Below are 20,025 nucleotides of genomic sequence, written 5' to 3'. Positions count from 1 at the left end.
CTCAGCCCGCCTGTTTCTTGAGGAGAACAATGCCGAGAACAGTAAGCACCGGAATCGCAATCAGCAGCGGCAGGAACGATCCCGCCAGATCGGAAAAATCGAGAGCCTTTGAGAAAGTCCCGCGCGAGATCGTCACGAAATAAGTTGTCGGATAAATCTTCCCGATAAAAGCACCCGCCCCTTGCAGCGACGATACGGGGTCGATAATGCCCGAATATTGCACAGCAGGAATGAGCGTCAGCAATGCTGTGCCGAAAATCGCTGCAATCTGGCTATTGATAAAGGTCGATATCACTAAGCCCATGCCAGTCGTGATGATGACATAGAGCAGCGCTGCTGTGGCATAGGTCAGGAAGCTTCCGGTAAATGGCACGCGGAAGATGAAGACCGCAAAGGCTGTCAGCATCAAAAAATTGAGGAAGGCCAGCGCGATATAGGGCAACTGCTTGCCAAGCAGAAACTCGAATTTCGTGACTGGCGTCACATAGAAATTGATGATCGAACCGAGTTCCTTCTCGCGCACCACGCTCAACACCGCGAGCATGGCCGGGATCATCAAAAGGAGAAGCGGAATAACTGCCGGAACCATAGCCACAAGGCTCTGCACATCCGGATTATAGCGATAGCGAATTTCGAGATTGAAATTGCCAACGGTAGCAGCGTTTCCATAAAGCTCGCGCGCCTTTTGCGTTATCCAGTTGGCGTGCATGCCCTGTACATAACCACGTACGGTTTCTGCACGCGTCGGCATCGCACCATCAATCCAGGCCCCCACCTCAACCGGACGACCACGCGCGACATTGCTGCCAAAGTTCGGCGGGATTTCAATCGCCAGGCTGATCTCGCCTTCACGCATCCGTCGGTCAAGATCGTCATAGTCGGTAATTGGTGGCTTTTCCGTGAAATAGCGCGAACCGGCAAGCTGCTGGGTATAATCCCGGCTGATCGTGGTGTCATCGCGATCAAGAACCGCAAATGTCAGGTCTTCGACGTCAAGATTAATACCATAGCCGATGACGAACATAAGAATGACAGTACCAAGAATGGCTAATGTCGCACGGATCGGATCGCGCTTGAGCTCCAGCGCTTCGCGCCTAGAAAATGCGAGCATCCGCCGAGGATTAGGCAACCAGCTTGATGAAGGCTTTGGATTCTTCACCGGCTTCTTTTCGGGTATTGGATCAGATTTTTCCTGATTACTCTTCTGCGGCGCAGTCTCGCCTATCGCTTCTTCGAGATAGGCAATAAAGGCATCTTCAAGCGTTGCCGAACTGCGACTTTCTGTGATCGCCTTTGGCGTGTCACTGATCAGCACCTTACCCGCATGCATCAGCGAAATGCGGTCGCAAAGCTCGGCTTCATTCATGAAATGGGTCGAGACAAAGATCGTCACATTATCCTTGCGCGAAAGATCGGCAAGTATCTGCCAAAATGCATCACGCGCAACGGGATCAACGCCCGATGTCGGCTCATCGAGAATGAGAATATCAGGCGAATGAATGAGTGCTACAGCCAGAGACAGGCGCTGGCGAATGCCAAGCGGCATAGACTCTGGAAGCTCATCCATAACCCCAGCCAAATCAAAACGTTGCGCGAGTTCCTTGATTCTGCGCTGGGTGTCTTTCGCATTCATTCCAAAGAGCTTTGCGTGCAGCTCCAGGTTCTGATGCACTGTCAATTCTGAATAAAGCGAAAAGGCTTGCGACATATAACCGACACGACGGCGTATATCGATATCCTTGGGATCGACCTCGCGTCCAAACAACCGCGCTGTGCCTTCACTCGCTGGCAAAAGTCCGGTCAGCACTTTCATGGTCGTAGATTTGCCACAGCCATTAGAGCCGAGAAAGCCGAAAATCTCACCGCGCGGAATGCGGAAGCTCACATTATCGACAGCGGTAAAATTGCCAAACCGCACGGTGACATGCTCAGCTTCGATGGCGATATCACTATCTGCCTCCGCATTGCGCGGCGGCATGACAACTTCCTTGTGCCCTTCCCGCAGCTCTTGCGGCAACAGCGCGATAAAGGCCGCATCAAGATTAGGAGTGTTGGTTTGTTCAAGCAATTCCTGCGGTGTGCCGGTCGCAAGAATTGCGCCATCATTCATCGCCACAAGCCAATCGAAGCGCTCGGCCTCTTCCATATAAGCCGTTGCCACAATGACGCTCATGCCCGGACGATCTTTGCGAATATCGTCGATCAGCTCCCAGAACTGACGTCGTGACAAAGGATCGACACCAGTTGTCGGTTCATCAAGGATCAGCAAATCGGGATCGTGGATCAGCGAACAGCAAAGACTGGTTTTCTGCTTCATACCGCCTGAAAGCTTTCCCGCCGGGCGATCCGCAAAGGGTGACATCCCCGTTCGAGCCAAAAGATCGGCTATACGGCGTTCGCGTTCATGCTTGTCATGGCCAAATAAGCGACCAAAAAACTCGATATTCTCGAACACCGAAAGTGTCGGATAAAGGTTCTTGCCCAGCCCCTGAGGCATGTAAGCGATACGCGGAAAAACCGACTCACGATGGCGCTTGTTGGAGATATCGCCACCCAGCACATCAATCTTTCCCTGTTGCATGGCGCGTGCACCAGCGACCAGTGAAAGAAGGCTCGATTTGCCGACACCATCGGGGCCGATCAGGCCGACCATACAGCCTGCTGGAACATCGAGCGAGATACTGTGAAGCGCGACAGCCGATCCATAGGAAAGCCCCACGCCTTCGGCGCGGACGACAAAGCCAGCGTCGCCCACGTCAGCCTTCATCGGAGCCGCACTCATTTTACGGTTTCCGCGAGGTTCTTCGGCCATTCAGCATTCGCATCAAGCTTGACGTAAGCCATTCCTGGCAGGCCAGTTTTTACCTGCTGGATGTATTTTTGCAGCAAATCCTGCGGGATCTTTGCCTTGACGCGGAACATGAGCTTCTGGCGCTCTTCTTCCGTTTCAACCGACTTCGGCGTGAACTGCGCAACATCAGCAACAAAGCTGATCGTCGCCGGGATCACATATTGAGGTGCCGCATCGAGCACTATGCGCGCATCTGCCCCAATAGCTACACGACCAGCCTGCGCAGTCGGCAGGAAGAACGTCATATAGACATCGCTGACATCGACCAGATTAAGCACGCGACCACCGGCTGACAGCACCTCGCCCGGTTGCGCAACGCGATATTGTACGCGGCCCGGCTTTGGCGAACGCAAGGTGGCATCGTTGATATCCGTGTCGATTGTCGCGATGGCTGCCTTTGCAGCCTCAACCGCGGCTTCAGCATCGACCACCTGCGCCTTGGCAGCACTGATCGCGGCTGCGGTTGCCGCAAGTTGGGCTTTGGCGGCACCAACAGCAGCTTCTGCACCTTGAGCGGTTGCGCGGTCATCATCGAGCACCTGCTGGGAAACAGTGCGCGATTCCGAAAGCTGCTGTGAACGAACAAGTCGTCGTTGGGCAGCATCCAATTGCGCTTCGCGTTGCGCGACGGTTGCTTCCGCAGCAGTTTGTTCGGCTTCACGCTGGGCGACGAGACTTTTAGCTGTATCAATGCTTATTTCAGCACGGCGCAGTTGTGCTTCTGCCTGTTTGCGCTGACTTTCAAGCTGAGCCGTATCCATCCGGGCAAGAATGGCATTCGCTTCAACGAATTGACCTTCATCGGCTAGGATTTCGCGGATGCGTCCTGGGCTTTTGGTCGAAACGTCGATCTCAACAGCTTCAATACGTCCATTCCCGCCTGCAATACCATCCGGCAAACCGGGATCGCTCAATGTCTTCCAGGCATAGTAGCCTCCGACGGCCAAAGCCACGACCACACCGGTTACGATCCACTGCTTGCGATTAAATCCCATGCCGAAATATCCTCTGCGTCATCATCTTGCGGACCCGCACAGCTAAATTATGCGGCAAATGATTTTATTAAATCAGACTGAGTTCAGTATTTTCACTGAGGCGAGATCGCCTTGATTAAAATCAACTATACTCAAATGCATCGCAGTTTCATGCGATAAATAACAATAAATATAAGAAAGTTCGCGGGTGCCGATTTAGTGAGATGGAGGGCAATGCTGACAGCACCCGCTGACTGTCGACAGTACAACATTGCAAAAGATCGCGCTGGTGCGCTCGACAGATCCCTAAACAACTTGAGATTTAATTCGGAAAGTTTAGCCGGGACGTCGCTTTAGGTTGGGCCTCGACGTCCCGGGCCGTCAGTTCTGGTGGAACCTGACAACGAGCGATCATTAGCACCCGGTCATGACTGCTTTCTTTGATCTAAATCAATTAGATAATAATTATATGCAATCACACCCACTATTTTGGTGAGCGGCACTTACCCCAGCTCTTCTTTAGATAGGACGACACGCTTTTAAGCTTGGGATCAGACAAAAAGCCCTGCCGAAACAGAATACTGCCTTTGACCTCTGGGATCGCGTCATTGATATCGAGTTGGCGTTTGATTTCGTCCACGCCATTGCCGGCACCCCATTCAGGCTCAGACTTCGCAGAAGTACCCGCGCGATAAAGCGCCATGCCGATATAAAGATCGGTCTTTGTGCCCTTGACGGTATCCGCCCACCATTTCACGATAGGGCCATAGGGCACATCTTTACGCCCTGACGACCAATAGACCTGCGGCGCAATATAGTCGATCAGGCCGTCTCTCACCCAGGCGCGTGTATCGGCAAAATCACCATCATAGTTGGTTTTGCCCGCCCGCGTCGGCGAACCTCGAGGATCATCGATCTGATTGCGCCAGACGCCGCCGGGGCTGATACCAAAGCGGACATGTGGCTTGATCGTTTTGATCTTGTGCGAAATTTCCTGCACCAGCGTATAGGTATTGTAGCGCCGCCAGTCATGTTTGCTGGAGAACCGCGTCCCAAAACGTTTGAATGTTTTGTCGTCTTTGAGCGGTGAGCCTTGCGTTTCGTAATAGAAATAGTCATCGAACTGTATGCCATCGACATCATATTTCTGAACGACTTCGGCCGTGATATTCGTCACCCACTGGCGCACATCCGGAATACCCGGATCAAGCACATAACGATCCGCAGATATAGCCACCCAGCCTGGATTGGTTTTATAGACGCTGGGCGGAGAATCGCCGGCAGAGTTTTTCAGTTCTTTCCGCGTTGCTGGTCGCACATCCATCGAAACGCGATAAGGATTGAGCCATGCATGCAGCTCGATCCCGCGCTTATGCGCTTCCGCAATTGCAAAGCGAAGTGGATCGAAGCCCGGATCTTTTCCGAGCGTACCCGTGAGATAAGACGACCACGGCAGATACTCCGATTTATAGAAAGCATCGGCAGCAGGAGAGACCTGAAAAATCATGGCATTGATGCCATGCTCCGACGCCTCATCAAACATCCGCACCAGCTCTTTTTTCTGACGCTTTACCCGTTCGGAATCATCTTCAATGAGAGTGGAAGCCCGCGACGGCCAATCGAGATTAAGAACAGTTGCAACCCAGCTCGCATGAAACGTATCGCAATCAAGTGGCATGGATTACAGAATTCCCGTTCTATACGTGTAGTGAGGCCATATTCGGTTTGATATGATCAATTCACTACCTATTTTAAATTTGCATAAAGTCAAAGCGAGGGCACGATGTATAAGAATATCCTGATCACAACTGATGGTTCGGAATTTGCGGAACGCGGTCTCATTCATGGTTTTGATACCGCGAAGGCCATGGGTAGCAAGGTAACCGTGATTACGGTGACCGCTCCCTATTCAATTTCCGGACTTCCTGGTGGTTTTACGGATAGCCCCGAATTCATCGAACGATTTGAAGAAGAGTGGAATGATTACGCCGATAAGGCGCTCTCTCGTGCACGCGAGCTCGCGGTCGAAGCGGGCGTTGAAATCCATACTTTGCACGTCGTTGCTCATCATCCTGCAACATCCATCATCGAAACGACCAAAGAGCTGCGTAACGATCTGATCGTCATGGCGTCCCATGGCCGTCGCGGGTTGAAAGGCATGTTGCTTGGAAGCCAGACCTATGAGGTCGTAACGCGCAGCTCAATTCCTGTTCTGGTCGTGCGCTAAAACTCAGCTTGCCTGATGACCGGTGGCGCTTTCAATATCAACGCGGAAAAAGACGGGGTCCAACTTGCGCTGCTCTCCGCCACCGGTGATGGTTTTAGTATAGGCAGGCTCCCACCATGTCGGCTCGTTGGCCATCATATTGACGATGGCCGCCTTCTCTTCTTCGCGGATGATTTCCCGATAATGCCCGTTCACCACCACGCTGCGCCATTGGGTGCGCGAAACAATATGATCGAAGAGAATGCAGACAGCTGCATTCTTCCGCATTGCCTCGGTCTTCTGCCCGTCAGTTGTGAATGAGTAAAGCGAGCCCCCACTGAACCGAAACCCGAGGGGCACAACGTAAGGCCGGTTATCGAGAACATAACCCAGCCGCCCAACCTGCGTATGCTGGATCATATCGCGGATATCAAGTTCCGACATTTCTTTGATTATCATGGCAGGCGTCCCTCGTTCGGCTAATCCATCGATAGATTACTATAGGGTAGCGATTGGGCTTTGACTGCAATCAAAACTAGATATTCAGACGAATAAGCGTCCTTCGGCAATCTTAACTGCCGTCCCGCCAATGCGCGCGCCGGTTAATGCGCCTTTGGTAACATCTAGCTCAAGGCGAATGCGCGATGGACGCCCCATCTCCATGCCCTGTTCGATCCACCATTGCGAACTGCCGTCAACCGGCTTGTCCTTGGCCAAAATCATCCCGGCAAAAGCAGCAGCTGCGGAACCTGTCGCCGGATCTTCATAAACATTCGCGCCCGTCACGAACATGCGCGCATGATAATTGCTATCGAACAAAATTGTCTCGCGACAATAAACATAAATCGGCAGCGGGCGCTCCGCGACATGTGGCAGGCTTTCGCTAACATAAACCGGGTCGATCGAAACTTTAGCAGCAGCGATCAGATTATGTACCGGAACCAGAAGATAAGGCGTGCCTGCACTCCAGACAGCAGGCACATGATTCTCGAAACCGATTTCATGTGTGCCCAGTCCGATTGCGGCGGCGGCTTCCTCTTTCTCAATCTTTATATCAAGCTTTTCCGGCAGGCGTGGCAGATCAAATTCGGCAAAGGCGCTATTCTCACCCAGAATAACGCCGCAGCGAACTACACCGACCTTTTCTTCCAGTGTTACCAGGCGATCAGACTCATCGCCCGTTTTGCGATGTCGCGCTAGTGATACGGCAGCGCCCACTGTTGGATGTCCGGCAAAGGGAAGTTCGTAGTCCGGCGTGAAAATACGCACTGCAGCTTCATGAACCGGATTTTCGGGTGGAAAGATGAAGACCGTTTCGGACAAATTGAATTCGCGCGCAATGGCCTGCATGCGCGCATCAGTCAGCCCCTCACTGTCGTGAACAACAGCCAATGGATTTCCAGCCAGAGCCTTATCGGCGAAAACGTCGAAAATCTCGTAATAACGGCCGGCACTGGCAGCTTCGGTCATCTTTAAATTCTCCCTCACATCGGTCGATGATAGTCCGCGAGCATAGCCAATTTCGCCGCCCTGTCATCTGTCAGAACCAACCTCACTGTTGATTATTAAAATGCCAATCAGCAAATGCTCGAACATAGGACGGCGTCGCCTCCCCCATGGCACCTGATCGCGTCACGGGAATGATTTCAGCAAGCTCTGGTTCAGCCTGCTTGGCGATATTATCTTTAATCCGTTTCAGCAATTCAGCGGTAGGCACATCAAAATAATAACGCCGGAAAAGCGCAATGCTACCATCGGCGGTAACAAGATGGGTTTTCGACTCGACCTTCGCATAGCCAAGCTCCATCCCAGTCTCTTCAAAGACTTCGCGTGCCATGTTGGTTTCATAATTGACTCTGTCACCGACAATATCGTGGTCGTCGATAGAACCGGCGGGAAAGTAAATGCGACCTGCCACGGCGTTATGTGCGCTCATGCGCGCAGCAATCAGATGCCCCTCGGCAGAGACCATGATGCCAACACCAAAAATATGCCAAGGCTTTTCGGTTACAAGATCACCGCGCCAATACATCAGCGTTGCAAAACTGGTACGTCTGAAACTCGCTTTAAAAACCCGATCATCAAGATGCGCTTCAGGCGCCAGATAAATCTCGCCATCGAACAGCCTTGGGTTGGCAGCAACCGCCTTTCTCCAGTTTTCAGCAATGGCAGGCTTGTTGTGCTCGGTATAAAAAAGAGGATCAGGCAGAACCCTGACATCGACACGATCAATTTCATAGATCGTGTTTTCTTTCACCTGCTGCATCAGTTGCCTCATTTTCAAACGATGTTCAACGTCACGGCCACGGGACAATGATCGCTGGCCTTGGGCCGGTCCCATCCGGCGCGCGGATAGCGTTCAACATCTTGTCCTGGCGGGAAAATGGTGCGCCATGGCTGTCCACGCCGAATAATCTGTGGAATGGCACTCTCGTTCTTGTTCGCAAATGACGGCGAGGCCAGAATGTAATCGAGCTGGCAAAGGTGCCGTTCTTGCGGCCCACGTGTGTGATAGAGCGTCCAGCGATCCATGACCGGGCGGCGTTCAACCAAATTGACGGCAAAGCCATCAGTGAGCAGCGTATCGAGCGCGCTAACTTCTTCCGTAAATGGAGTAAACTGGTACCCATTCCACTCATCACCATCGATGACGATCCGTTCGCGATAATCGTTGAAATCGCCACAGATGAGCCAGCGCTTATCAGCCGTCTGCCCCACCCCGAACTTGTCTTCGATAATCCGCCTGATCGCAAGCGTTTCGGCCTGTCGTACAGGCAATGATGCCGTTCGCCCATCGAAACCGTTGCGCGCGCCGCCCATAGATTTCAGATGGACCACAAACAATGACAAAGGCTTGCCACCAATTCGCATATCGAGATTGAGACAATCGCGCTTGAAGATGCGGTCGTGCGGTTCCAGCCCCAGTTCGGCCAGCACCGGCTGGTAAAGTTCCAGATCATTATAGGTCAGATGTGCGTGGCTCGTGACTTGAGTGATCTCGATGGGTTGACCATCGCGCGTGGTGTCGCGCGCCATAACCGCCACATCAATACCGCGACTGTCATTGCCGTCAATTAGATATTTGTTGCGGTAGCCCTGGCCAATCATCTTGAAAAGATAGCCATATTCAAAGGCATTGAGTGCCGCGAGATTATCGACTTCCTGCAGACAGAGGATATCGGCTCGAGCTTCAGCAATAGCCAATGCCGTCATCTGGCGCGTATCATCTGCATGGGCGACGGCACGCGCCTGCTCCAGCAAACGGTATTGCGTTTCATCGCCAATTTCGAACAATTTGAGCGAACGGTCCTGATGCAATTCATTGCGAAAGCCGGAAAAATCAAACCGGCGCATCAGATTTTCGACATTAAATGTGGCTATCGTAAACATGCCTGCGCAATCTCGCGACTTGCGTTATGATTGGCAAGAACTTCTTTTCCAAATCTGGCGATCTTGATGATTTTCTGCCGAACAATCCCCATATGAAAAGAAGCAATAAGGATGGAATACGATGATGGGTAAGATTTGGCGTGTGGCGCTTTGTTCGGGCCTGTTTGCAGCGAGCCTTATCGGCAACGCTGCGGCGATTGAACTGCGGAAAACACCCTATCTACCGTCCTTACAGCCCAGCAAGCCGCCGATCATGGGATCTATGCCGCGCTCGTATCAGCCAAAAGCCGGCTCGAGTAAATGTTATGGCGTGGGCTGTCGCGACAGTGGCAATTATATTTCGCGCGAAGGCATCCCGATCTATAAGAATGGCGACCCTCTTCAGGTGCGTCCGTCCAACCGCAAGCCGGTGACGACGTTCGGGCCCAGCAGCAACCACATCCAGTGGTGCTCGAACCGCTATCGCAGCTATCGTACCTCCGACAATACCTACCAGCCGCTGGCAGGACCGCGTTCAGGCTGTAACTCGCCATTTCAATAAAACAAAAAGGCCGGAGAAAACTCCGGCCTTGTTGTACTTACTAGGCAGCTTCCGATTTGGAATGCGTGCGGATCAGACGACCGAGGCGCATGATGCCCTCATCGATCATTTCGTCATTTGCACAAGAATAGCTCAGACGCAGCGTGTTCGCGCCAGTACCATCGGCAAAGAATGCTTTGCCGGGAACGAAAGCCACTTTTTCGCTTTCAATCGACGCTGCGAGCAATGCCGCGCCATCCATCCCCTTGGGCAACGTGACCCAGATGAACATGCCGCCTTCTGGCTTGGTCCAGTCAGTGCCTTCCGGCATATATTTGGCCAATGCTTCCAGCATCTTGTCACGGCGATGTTTGTAAACACCATGAAGCTTCGCAACCTGCTTGTCGAAGCCACGCGACGCCACATGGTAAATAGCAATCTGGTTGATCGTCGACGAATGCAGATCAGCGGCCTGCTTCATCAAGACCAGCTTGCGGATGACCGACTGTGAGGCGACCACATAGCCAACGCGCAAGCCCGGTGCCAGCGTCTTGGAGAAAGAACCGCAGTAGATGGTGCGGGTCTTTTCAATGTCGCCACCATTACGCGCAATATCGAGCGAAAGGATCGGCGAAATCGCTTCTCCATTGTAACGCAAATACTGGTAGGCAGCGTCTTCGATGATCGGAACATTGAGTTCATCCGCATCGGCCAACAGCTTTTCGCGGCCTGTGAGATTAACGGTCTCACCGGTCGGATTGCTGAAATCTGCTGAGAGATAAGCAAACTTGACCTGACCGCCTGCCTTTTCAGCCATCTGCTGATAGGACGCAGGCGTGCGGTTGCCATTCATCGAAAGAATATCATAGGTCGGCTCATAGGCATTGAAAGCCTGCAGCGCGCCAAGATAGGTCGGGGCTGTCACCAATGCCGTGTCATTTGGCGAGATGAACAGCTTGCCGAGGTAATCGAGCGCCTGCTGCGAACCGGATGTGATGAAAACATTGTCCTCGGTGCAAGGAATGCCGATTTTGGCAAGCTCGCTCACCAGCCATGTGCGCAGCGGCTTATATCCTTCCGACACAGAATATTGCAGCGCTGCATTGGCTTCAGGGCCGCCAAAGATATCCTTATAGGCGGTCTGGAATTCGTCATGCGGGAACAATGCAGGATCGGGGATGCCGCCAGCAAAGGAAATAATATCCGGGCGTTCCAGCAATTTCAGAAGTTCACGGATTTCCGAAGCGCGCATACGTTTCGAGCGCGTTGCAAATACAGTTTCCCAGTCCAGCACGGGAAATCTCCTCAATTCGTTTGAAGGCAAAGCCTCCTCAAACTTCACCAGATAAAGGTGAAGCGATAGCGCAAATTTCAGCCGACGAGAACACCTCTTTCCATGCTCACATGGAATAAAGATATTCAGAATTGTTTTGGCTTAACCGCGCACAAAACATAAATCCTCTAGCCATTTGACGATCTTTTCGTGCGCAACACTTCGCGCCAAGAAATTCAAATGTCTTTCATGTGCTAAAGGGGCGTAAGAAACGCCCCTTTTTTTAATCTGATCTTAGAACGCTCGAAATCTAATGAGATTCAGACTTCTGGCCGACTCAATGACCAAAACCTGAATGCCTCAGATTTTTAGTTACGTTCTTTGTCGACCAGCTTGTTCTTGCCAATCCATGGCATCATGCCACGGAGTTTTGCGCCAACTTCTTCGATCTGGTGAGCATCGTTCATGCGACGGATACCCTTGAAGCGAGCTGCACCAGCCTTGTATTCCTGCATCCAATCGGACGTGAACTTACCGGTCTGAATGTCGTGCAGAACGCGCTTCATTTCTGCCTTGGTTTCAGCAGTGATGATACGAGGACCAGATACGTATTCGCCCCACTCAGCAGTGTTGGAGATCGAATAGTTCATGTTGGCGATACCGCCTTCATAGATCAGGTCAACGATCAGCTTCACTTCGTGCAAGCACTCGAAGTACGCCATTTCTGGCGCATAACCAGCTTCCACAAGGGTTTCAAAGCCAGCGCGGATCAGTTCAACCAGACCGCCGCAAAGAACAACCTGCTCACCGAAAAGATCGGTTTCGCACTCTTCCTTGAAGGTGGTTTCGATAACGCCCGAACGACCGCCGCCAACGCCCGAAGCATAGGACAGAGCCAGATCATGTGCATTGCCCGAAGCATCCTGATGGATAGCGATCAGGCAAGGAACGCCGCCGCCCTTCTGGTATTCGCCGCGAACGGTGTGGCCCGGGCCCTTTGGCGCGATCATCACAACGTCGGTTGTCTTCTTAGGCTCGATCAAACCGTAGTGAACATTGAGGCCGTGTGCGAAAGCAATCGCGGCACCGTCACGCAGGTTGTTGTGGATGTGTTCCTTATAGATTTCAGCCTGCAATTCGTCAGGCGTCGCCATCATCAGAAGGTCGCCCCACTTGGCAGCATCTGCAACGCTGAGAACTTCAAAGCCATCAGCCTCAGCTTTTTTTACAGTCGGGGAATCGAGGCGCAGCGCAATACGCACATTCTTGGCACCAGAATCCTTGAGGTTAAGCGCATGGGCGCGACCCTGGCTGCCATAGCCGACGATAACGACGTTCTTCGACTTGATCAGGTTAACGTCTGCATCGCGATCGTAATATACGCGCATTTCCATATTCCCTTCATTCAGATTGTTTTTCAGATTGCTCTGTGGCCTTCTCTCGTCGGCCGTTGGTTTATGCCCCGTAAAGAGCGAAAAACTGCTTTGTGGCGCGCCGGGCGTCCCGGATAACCACTTCGTCAGTCAGTTCCAGCCGGTCGCCAAGCAGCAACCGGATCTGCATGTCCCGGACGACAACTCCGAAAAACGCACGAAATGCTTCGTCAATATCGTCAAAAGCCAGAAGCTTTGCTTCCTGTCCCATTTCGAGGATCGGCTTGAGACGCTTCGCCATCGCAACCGGGCCGTTGGCGAGAACGATGTCCCCCAAGGCCGACTTACCCGATGCCGTATGGCTCACAGCCAGACGGTTCAATGCGATAGATGTCGGACCCGACAGCACAAGCAGCCAGTCACGCGCAAAATGTTCAAGGCTGGAGAACAACGATTCCGCATCAAGTTTCTCGCGCGCCACAGGCACAACACGAACCTTCGATGCCTGCCAGCGCACCATTGCTGTGAGCAGACCGTCACGATCACCAAACCATTTATAGAGGCTTTCCTTGGAGCAATTAGCGGCACGCGCAATGCTCGCCGTTGTCAAAGCGCGGTCCCCACCTTCGACAAGAAGGCGTAACGCCTGCTCCAGAACATCGTTCTGACGCGGCGAAAAAGACGGCTGCTTCTGAGCCTGCAATTCGTCGCTTTTATCAGTCACGGATCAATCCCTCCACCTTGTACCGTACGGTACGGTTCCGTTTATTAATCCTTGCTTGAGAGGCCGTCAAGCAGGATTTTTCACGATGAACGAAGATTTTAGAAATGTGATCCCCGTGTTGCGGCGAGCACTTTGTCAGCAACAGGAAAGAAGCCAACAAATTCAAAAAGAAAGGGCGCCTTCCGGAATCAAATTCTCAGAAGACGCCCTTTGAAATTTAAGAAGAGTGCGGCTCGCAGTCTTAAAGATTTACCTGCGTTCCAATCTCCACTACGCGGCCCGTTGGAATCTGGAAGTATTCCGTCGCATCAGATGCAGTACGGGCAAGCAGGATAAAGAGCTTATCCTGCCATAGCGGCAAACCAGAATGTGCCGACGCCTTCAACCAACGGCGAGACAAGAAGAATGATGTCGTCATGATATCAAACTTCCAGCCAAGCTTGCGACACAGGCCGAGCGCGCGCGGAATATTAGGTTGCTGCATATAGCCAAACGTCAACGTCACCTGCATGAAACGCTCATTATATTGCGAAACACGCGCGCGATCGGCGCTCGAAACCCAAGGCTTGGAAGCTGTGACGACCGTCAGGATGACGTTGTTTTGATGCAAAACCTTATAGTGCTTGAGGCTATGCATTAGCGCTGTTGGCGCACTCTTTGGATCGCCCGTTAAAAATACCGCCGTTCCTGGAACGATGGTCGGTGGACGTTTGTTCATCTGCTCAACAATGAGATCAAGCGGCACTTCAGCCTTGCGGGTTTTCTGGAACAAGTGGCGAGTACCGCGCACCCAAGTCCACATGATGATGACCAGAATGAGCGCAAAGGTAATCGATGCCCAGCCGCCTTCATGCACCTTGATGATATTGGCGCTGAAGAACATGATATCGATGACGAGAAAGCCCAGGATCAACGGCAGCGCACGGCTCACGCGCCAATTCCAGATGCGCGTCATGACAAAATAGAGCAGCCCTGTCGTGACCAGCATATTGCCGGTTACAGCGATACCGTAAGCGGACGCGAGATTATTGGACTTCTCAAAGCCAAGCACCAGAATGATAACAGTCAAGCCCAGCAGGAGATTGACGCGCGGAATATAGATCTGCCCGTGCAGCTTCTCCGAAGTATGCTGGATTTCGAGACGGGGCAGAATGTTGAGCTGAACGGCCTGACGAGCCACCGAAAACGCACCGCTGATAACCGCCTGACTGGCGATTACGGTTGCAGCAGTTGCCAGCAACACCATTGGCCAGAGCGCAAATTCTGGCATCATCTGAAAGAATGGTAATGCTGCAGCTTCGCCATGCGAAAGCACGAAGGCCGCCTGCCCGAAATAGTTGAGCAGCAGGCATGGGAACACGATCCACAGCCAAGCCCGCACAATCGGCTTGCGTCCGAAATGCCCCAAGTCTGCATAAAGCGCCTCGGCACCAGTCATGGCAAGGAAGACCGCGCCAACCGTAATGAACGCCACGCCAGGGCTGACCACGAGAAACCGCAGCGCGTAATAAGGATTGAGCGCCGCCATCACTGTGGGGTCGTCAAAAATATGCCAAAGACCGGACGCACCAAGCGCCAGAAACCAGACTGCCATGATCGGACCAAAAACGATGGCGACCTTGCCTGTCCCGTACTTCTGAATGGAGAATAGAACAACGAGAATAACCACAGTGATGGGAACCACAAACGGCGTCATGTGAGGTGCAACAATCTGCACGCCTTCCACTGCGGAAAGCACCGAAATCGCAGGCGTGATGACGGCATCGCCAAAAAACAGCGCTGCTCCGCAAATACCGGCAGCCAGAATGACGTCGGGCCGCCCTTTCAAGGCAGCCCGTACCAAAGCCATCAGAGAGAGAATGCCGCCTTCGCCATTATTGTCGGCGCGCAGCACGAAAATCACATATTTGACCGTAACAACGAGCAAAAGCGCCCAGAAGATGAGAGAAACAACACCAAGAATGTCACTTCTGGAGAGAAACCCATCCGAGGTTGCCGCATGTAGTGCTTCACGAAAAGCGTAGATCGGACTTGTGCCGATATCGCCATAGACAACGCCCAGCGCGCCAAGGACGAGCGTCTTCATGCTATCGTGAGAGTGGTCGTTTTCTTCGGAAACCATTGCGCTTTCAGGAGAAACACCAACCGGCAGCGTGTTCTGAGAACCCGACAGTGCATCTCCTGCGACTGACGTGTTCTTATCTGGTTGCTCGCTGCTCATATGCAGACACCTCGCAAGGTCGTAAGTATCGGGATGGAATATCAGAGCGTGTGAGAATTAAACAAACCGTCCACAGCTAGGGAATACACGATAGCTGTAAAAAGTTCCCACACCAATTGGCGATCAGCCATATGTTTGACGTGTCAAAGTTAAACTCTTTATAGAAAAGTAATCTGCACCGGCACACTGGCGCGGAACACGAACTGCGGAAAACTTCATGTATGCTTCCCTCAAACGATCCAGCGCGCCCCCAGCGCATGTATATCAGGCGGGCGGTCTATATCTTGTCGCGCCCGCGCACAAATGCAGATTTCGCAAGGCTTCGCTCCGAGCCATGCGCTCAATGCACTGCCTACCCGGCCAGTGGATTGAATTTGACGTTTGAATCCCGACCAACACAAATGCTGTTTCAAACGTCAAATTCGCAAAGACCACTAGATTCAAATACTTGCTAGTGGCCTTTTTGATTCTGACATTTGTTTAACGCCTGCCTCAAGGGATGCAAATGTCGGAATCAGACCGCTAATGCACCTATATAACGGCTAACAGTGACAGGCATGCCGTACATCAAAGCATCTGCCGTGAGTCCATGACCGATAGAAACTTCACTAAGCTGCGGCACATGTTTGACCAGCGCGGGCAGGTTTTCAACTGTCAGATCATGCCCTGCATTGATTGCAAGCCCAAGTGCCGAGGCAGCAGCTGCTGCCTTACCAAGACGGCTCAGCTCTCGTGCTGCAGCCGCTGGATCGTCATAAGTCGCACCATATGGGCCGGTATAAAGTTCAATTCGGTCTGCACCGATGGCCTTTGCCTTGTCATAGCCAAGCGGGTCAGGGTCAGCAAATAGAGAAACGCGCATACCGTTTGACTTCAAACGCTGGATGATTGGGGAAAGAAAATCAGCTTTGGTCTCGAAGTCCCAACCATGGTCAGACGTCGCCTGCATCGGATCATCGGGAACCAATGTCACTTGCTCTGGCTGATGCTTTTCCACGAGTTCAAGAAAGGCTTCCGTGGGAAAACCTTCAATATTAAACTCAGCCTGCGGATATTCATCGTCGATCAAAGCACGAATATCGCCAAGATCGGAAAAACGGATATGTCGCTGATCAGGGCGCGGATGCACGGTCAACCCAGCTGCTCCGGCAGCAAGGGCAGCGCGCCCCAGCCCGGTGACACTTGGCCAGGGTAGATCACGCCGGTTACGCAACATGGCTATTGCGTTGAGATTGACGGACAGTTTTGCAGGCATAGAGCTTCGCCCCCTCAAATCAGGATATGGCTTTATATCGCCTGCCGGTAAAAAATGTGAGTGTTTTCCGGTCGCACCCTGCACGCAATCCCCAACAGCTGTCATTGCTGTATTTTTCGCAAGCCCCCCGCAACTTTTGCGCGTCCAAAAGCGTTTGAACATGAGAAATAAAGCATTTCCAGCAAAAGTGTGAAGCGGTTTTGCGACGGATAATGCGTAAAAACAAATAATTGGAGCAGTTTCAACGATCCGGTCTTCTGGAAACACTCCAAATCATGACGTCAGGTCAAACAAAACATTCAGGAAGTGGAGGTTATCGATGCGCAATGAAGACATTCCTGCCATTCGACGCATTCCCACCAGTCGTGAAGATGTATTTGCCTTCGCAATTGAGGGACATCTCAATGATGCGGCACTTGAGAACCTCTATGGCCTTCTCGATGCCGCCTATGAAGGGCATGACGAAATCGACCTTCTCATCCGACTAACCGGCTATGAAGGGGTCGATTGGGGCTCAGCATTCTCCGAAAGCATGCTGTCCATGCGCGCAAAATCGCTAAGACATCTGCGCCGTTACGCGATCGTCGGCGGACCATTGTGGATACAAGCCAGCGTCACACTCATGCAGCCATTTCTCTCAATAGAAATGCGAACATTTGAAGCCGAAGACGAGCCAGAAGCCTGGAAATGGCTCGATGCGGAAGCCAATGAGCCGTGATTACTTGACGATAGTCAGCTGCTCGGCTGCGCGGGTGATGGCGGTGTAAAGCCAACGCTCGCGCGTATCACGAAAGGCGTAGCTTTCGTCGAAAAGCACGACATTGTCCCATTGCGAACCCTGCGCCTTATGCACAGTCAACGCATAGCCATAATCGAAATCGTCAAAGCGCTTCTTCGTCTGCCAGGGAATTTCGGCATCCGGGTCCTCAAACTGGGCCTTGAGAAGCTTAATCTTGGCAACGCCACGATCTTCATCTTCTGGCGAAACCAGCAGGTTGATACCAGGCTTCACCGTCTCCTTGGATGAAGTCATCACCTTCCAGAGCGATCCATTCAACAGTCCCTTGGCCGGATCGTTGCGCAAGCAAACCAACTTGTCGCCAGCCTGCGGATATTCGGCAGTAAAGCCTTTCAGCTCGCGTAACCGCTGATTATAGCGCTTGCGGGTGCGGTTGGTGCCGACAAGCACCTGATCGGCAGAAAGAACCAAATCCTGATTGACTTCCGACTTGGAAATGACCTTTGCCCGTCCCTCATCGCAATAATTGAGTTCCCTGCCCTCGCGCACATCGAGCGCCATGCGAATGATCGGGTTGTCACGTGCCTGACGGTGAATTTCAGTCAGCAGGAAATCCGGGTCATGCTCCGTAAAGAACCCACCACCAGAAATCGGAGGCAGCTGTCCTGGATCACCCAGCACCAGAATAGGCGTGCCAAAGGTCATCAGATCGCGACCGAGCTGTTCGTCAACCATTGAGCACTCATCCACAACGATAAGTGCGGCCTTGGCAACAGGGCTTTGGCGGTTGAGTGAAAAGGTCGGTGATATCGAGGTCTTGCCCGTGGTTTCATCTTCCACGGCTTCTTCACCACGCGGGCGATAGATCAGCGAATGAAGCGTGCGCGCATTGTTCGCGCCCTTTGAGCGGAGAACCTGCGCGGCTTTGCCGGTGAATGCCGCAAACTGCACATCACCGTCGACATGTTCGGCAAAATAACGCGCGAGCGTCGTCTTACCCGTACCTGCATAGCCAAACAGCCTGAAGATCGGGGAGCGCCCTTCCTTCAGCCACTTTCCGACGGCCTTCAAGGCCTGATCCTGCTCCGGTGAAAACTGCATCCGTTGTTCAGACAGGATTCGCCGCACAAGAGCAAGCGCGAAGGAGAACAAACCAGCATCAAAACTTTGACATTACCCGGTTTCGCGTAAATCTGGATTACATCAATACATCCTAATAAATATCAAATTTAATCTATGCTACCAAGTAATATTAAGGTGTAAAAATGAAATTGAATCAATTTTCACTATAATTTAATTATTAGAATCAAATAGTATTTATATAAAGGAGTATAGCCATGATGCTTGTTGTTTTTGCAACTTTGGCACTTTCATTGATTTTCGCGTGGTTCGGACGTCAGTCCGTCGCAATCTTCCTTGTTATCGTTTGCCTCGCATTAGGCGTTAAACAATTTCTCTGGGAAATATACAGCCCTGATTACGGATTCCGAATGCCTTGGCTCCAGACACAGGTCATTGAGCAACTTCAGCTGCATCAGCTCGCATATGACTTGACGCCAATCACACAAGTGCATGGAGAAGCAGCATGAGCACTTTCAGATTAGATCATGATATTGCTGACGCTAAACTGCCTGCAGCGCTTCTTTATATTTATCTTCTCGGGATGATGGCGGTCGTTGCAGCTATTCTTACCGCAGCAATGATACTTCAATATGCCAATGGCGAAATACCGTGCCCGCTATGCCTTCTGCAACGCGTTGCCATGTTTGGTGTCTGCTTTGGCATCATCCTGCAGTTCCGTCACGGCTTCTCGTATCGCAATACTGGCCTGAGCATGATTTTCTCGCTGTTCCTGCTGATTGTATCGGTGCGTCAGACATTACTCGACATCTATCCACGTCCTGGGCATGAATATATCGGCAGCGCGGTCTTCGGACTTCATATGCCAGTTTGGTCGGTTCTTATTGCGGTGGCACTTTTGATTGCTTTTGCTTTTCAGCTCATTGTCTGGGGCAGCAATGTTCAATGGCAACAGAAGCCTTTGGCAGCATTTCCACTGCTTCGCACTCTTGCGACTGTACTCAGTCTTTATGTAATCGCGATTGGTGTAATCAATTTTATTTCGGTCGGCGTTCAGTGTGGTGTGAACGAATGCCACACTTTTGGCTACGCACTTCTCAAATAGGAAAAAGACAGCGGCTACAGCATAATTCCTTCAACTTGAATCAGTTTAAGGTAAAATTATGCTGTAAATATAGAGTGTTAGAGCGACCCTCGTGCGCCCAAGAGGGGCACAGCGCTCTAGAGCATGTCGCAGCTAAATGGCTTCATTTAGCGTTCGCGAACATGTGACAATTAAGAGAACCTAGAGCGAGCGTTGTGGGTGCGATTAAGCGCAACACGCTCTAGGCTCCAAACCCAATTAAACATTTGATCAAATTACTTCTTCATGATTCACTCTCCTGATAACGGGAGTTTTGGAGCATGGCAGGAGAATTC

At 52.0% G+C, this 20,025-nt stretch carries 18 protein-coding genes; 5 read left to right on the top strand and 13 right to left on the bottom strand.

The features are described from left to right. Position 1: 1 nt before the first annotated feature. The 3 genes from rbbA to OIV19_RS20585 form a co-directional block, all read right to left on the bottom strand. Positions 2-2,782 carry a ribosome-associated ATPase/putative transporter RbbA gene (gene rbbA, locus OIV19_RS20595; RefSeq protein WP_264233500.1) on the bottom strand — a complete coding sequence of 927 codons (2,781 nt, stop codon included), beginning with the start codon at positions 2,780-2,782 and terminating at the stop codon, positions 2-4. Beyond that, positions 2,779-3,846, bottom strand: a complete 1,068-nt coding sequence (locus tag OIV19_RS20590) for an HlyD family secretion protein (protein WP_095446912.1) — start codon at positions 3,844-3,846, stop codon at positions 2,779-2,781. Before OIV19_RS20590 ends, rbbA begins: the two co-directional genes overlap by 4 nt. A 463-nt stretch (positions 3,847-4,309) precedes the next feature. Continuing rightward, positions 4,310-5,503, bottom strand: coding sequence for a glycoside hydrolase family 10-like protein (locus tag OIV19_RS20585; protein ID WP_264233498.1), 1,194 nt, complete (start codon positions 5,501-5,503; stop codon positions 4,310-4,312). 105 nt (positions 5,504-5,608) lie between these two features. Between OIV19_RS20585 and OIV19_RS20580 the strand changes: the two genes are divergently transcribed. After that, complete coding sequence (locus OIV19_RS20580; protein WP_095446914.1) at positions 5,609-6,052, top strand: universal stress protein; 444 nt, start codon at positions 5,609-5,611, stop codon at positions 6,050-6,052. A gap of 3 nt (positions 6,053-6,055) precedes the next feature. On the opposite strand, the gene OIV19_RS20575 is transcribed toward OIV19_RS20580, so the two are convergent. The 4 genes from OIV19_RS20575 to OIV19_RS20560 form a co-directional block, all read right to left on the bottom strand. Beyond that, positions 6,056-6,490, bottom strand: coding sequence for a pyridoxamine 5'-phosphate oxidase family protein (locus tag OIV19_RS20575; RefSeq protein ID WP_095446915.1), 435 nt, complete (start codon positions 6,488-6,490; stop codon positions 6,056-6,058). Positions 6,491-6,574: 84 nt separating this feature from the next. Next, complete coding sequence (locus tag OIV19_RS20570; protein ID WP_095446916.1) at positions 6,575-7,501, bottom strand: PhzF family phenazine biosynthesis protein; 927 nt, start codon at positions 7,499-7,501, stop codon at positions 6,575-6,577. A gap of 82 nt (positions 7,502-7,583) precedes the next feature. After that, positions 7,584-8,297 (bottom strand): NUDIX hydrolase, encoded by a 714-nt coding sequence (locus OIV19_RS20565; protein ID WP_264233495.1) that lies wholly within the window; start codon positions 8,295-8,297, stop codon positions 7,584-7,586. Positions 8,298-8,311: 14 nt separating this feature from the next. After that, a complete protein-coding gene (locus OIV19_RS20560) occupies positions 8,312-9,421 on the bottom strand; it encodes an endonuclease/exonuclease/phosphatase family protein (protein ID WP_264233493.1) in 1,110 nt (369 codons plus the stop codon). A 121-nt stretch (positions 9,422-9,542) separates the two neighbouring features. On the opposite strand from OIV19_RS20560, the gene OIV19_RS20555 reads away from it, so the two are divergent. Then, positions 9,543-9,962, top strand: coding sequence for a BA14K family protein (locus tag OIV19_RS20555; protein ID WP_095446919.1), 420 nt, complete (start codon positions 9,543-9,545; stop codon positions 9,960-9,962). A 40-nt stretch (positions 9,963-10,002) separates the two neighbouring features. On the opposite strand, the gene OIV19_RS20550 is transcribed toward OIV19_RS20555, so the two are convergent. The 5 genes from OIV19_RS20550 to OIV19_RS20530 all read right to left on the bottom strand — a co-directional run bounded on the left by OIV19_RS20550 (position 10,003) and on the right by OIV19_RS20530 (position 16,787). Beyond that, positions 10,003-11,235 (bottom strand): aminotransferase-like domain-containing protein, encoded by a 1,233-nt coding sequence (locus OIV19_RS20550; protein ID WP_264233491.1) that lies wholly within the window; start codon positions 11,233-11,235, stop codon positions 10,003-10,005. A gap of 347 nt (positions 11,236-11,582) precedes the next feature. Then, a complete protein-coding gene (gene ilvC / locus OIV19_RS20545) occupies positions 11,583-12,602 on the bottom strand; it encodes a ketol-acid reductoisomerase (RefSeq protein WP_134154970.1) in 1,020 nt (339 codons plus the stop codon). Between the two features lie 67 nt (positions 12,603-12,669). Next, positions 12,670-13,311 (bottom strand): TetR/AcrR family transcriptional regulator, encoded by a 642-nt coding sequence (locus OIV19_RS20540; RefSeq protein WP_264233488.1) that lies wholly within the window; start codon positions 13,309-13,311, stop codon positions 12,670-12,672. A 241-nt stretch (positions 13,312-13,552) separates the two neighbouring features. After that, complete coding sequence (locus OIV19_RS20535; protein WP_167388311.1) at positions 13,553-15,433, bottom strand: potassium transporter Kup; 1,881 nt, start codon at positions 15,431-15,433, stop codon at positions 13,553-13,555. 613 nt (positions 15,434-16,046) lie between these two features. Then, positions 16,047-16,787 (bottom strand): pyridoxine 5'-phosphate synthase, encoded by a 741-nt coding sequence (locus OIV19_RS20530; protein WP_095447924.1) that lies wholly within the window; start codon positions 16,785-16,787, stop codon positions 16,047-16,049. Positions 16,788-17,106: 319 nt separating this feature from the next. On the opposite strand from OIV19_RS20530, the gene OIV19_RS20525 reads away from it, so the two are divergent. Beyond that, the gene (locus OIV19_RS20525) at positions 17,107-17,505 is read left to right on the top strand and encodes a SpoIIAA family protein (RefSeq protein ID WP_264233486.1); all 399 of its coding nucleotides are present in this window, start codon (positions 17,107-17,109) and stop codon (positions 17,503-17,505) included. On the opposite strand, the gene OIV19_RS20520 is transcribed toward OIV19_RS20525, so the two are convergent. Further along, the gene (locus OIV19_RS20520) at positions 17,506-18,627 is read right to left on the bottom strand and encodes an ATP-dependent DNA helicase (RefSeq protein WP_264233484.1); all 1,122 of its coding nucleotides are present in this window, start codon (positions 18,625-18,627) and stop codon (positions 17,506-17,508) included. Positions 18,628-18,863: 236 nt separating this feature from the next. On the opposite strand from OIV19_RS20520, the gene OIV19_RS20515 reads away from it, so the two are divergent. Next, the gene (locus OIV19_RS20515; RefSeq protein ID WP_264233482.1) at positions 18,864-19,115 is read left to right on the top strand and encodes a hypothetical protein; all 252 of its coding nucleotides are present in this window, start codon (positions 18,864-18,866) and stop codon (positions 19,113-19,115) included. Beyond that, positions 19,112-19,711 carry a disulfide bond formation protein B gene (locus OIV19_RS20510; RefSeq protein ID WP_264233480.1) on the top strand — a complete coding sequence of 200 codons (600 nt, stop codon included), beginning with the start codon at positions 19,112-19,114 and terminating at the stop codon, positions 19,709-19,711. Before OIV19_RS20515 ends, OIV19_RS20510 begins: the two co-directional genes overlap by 4 nt. Positions 19,712-20,025: the final 314 nt, after the last annotated feature.

Source organism: Brucella sp. HL-2, assembly GCF_025846885.2.
GTDB lineage: Bacteria > Pseudomonadota > Alphaproteobacteria > Rhizobiales > Rhizobiaceae > Brucella > Brucella quorumnocens.
This window is presented reverse-complemented; position numbering and strand designations above follow the sequence as displayed.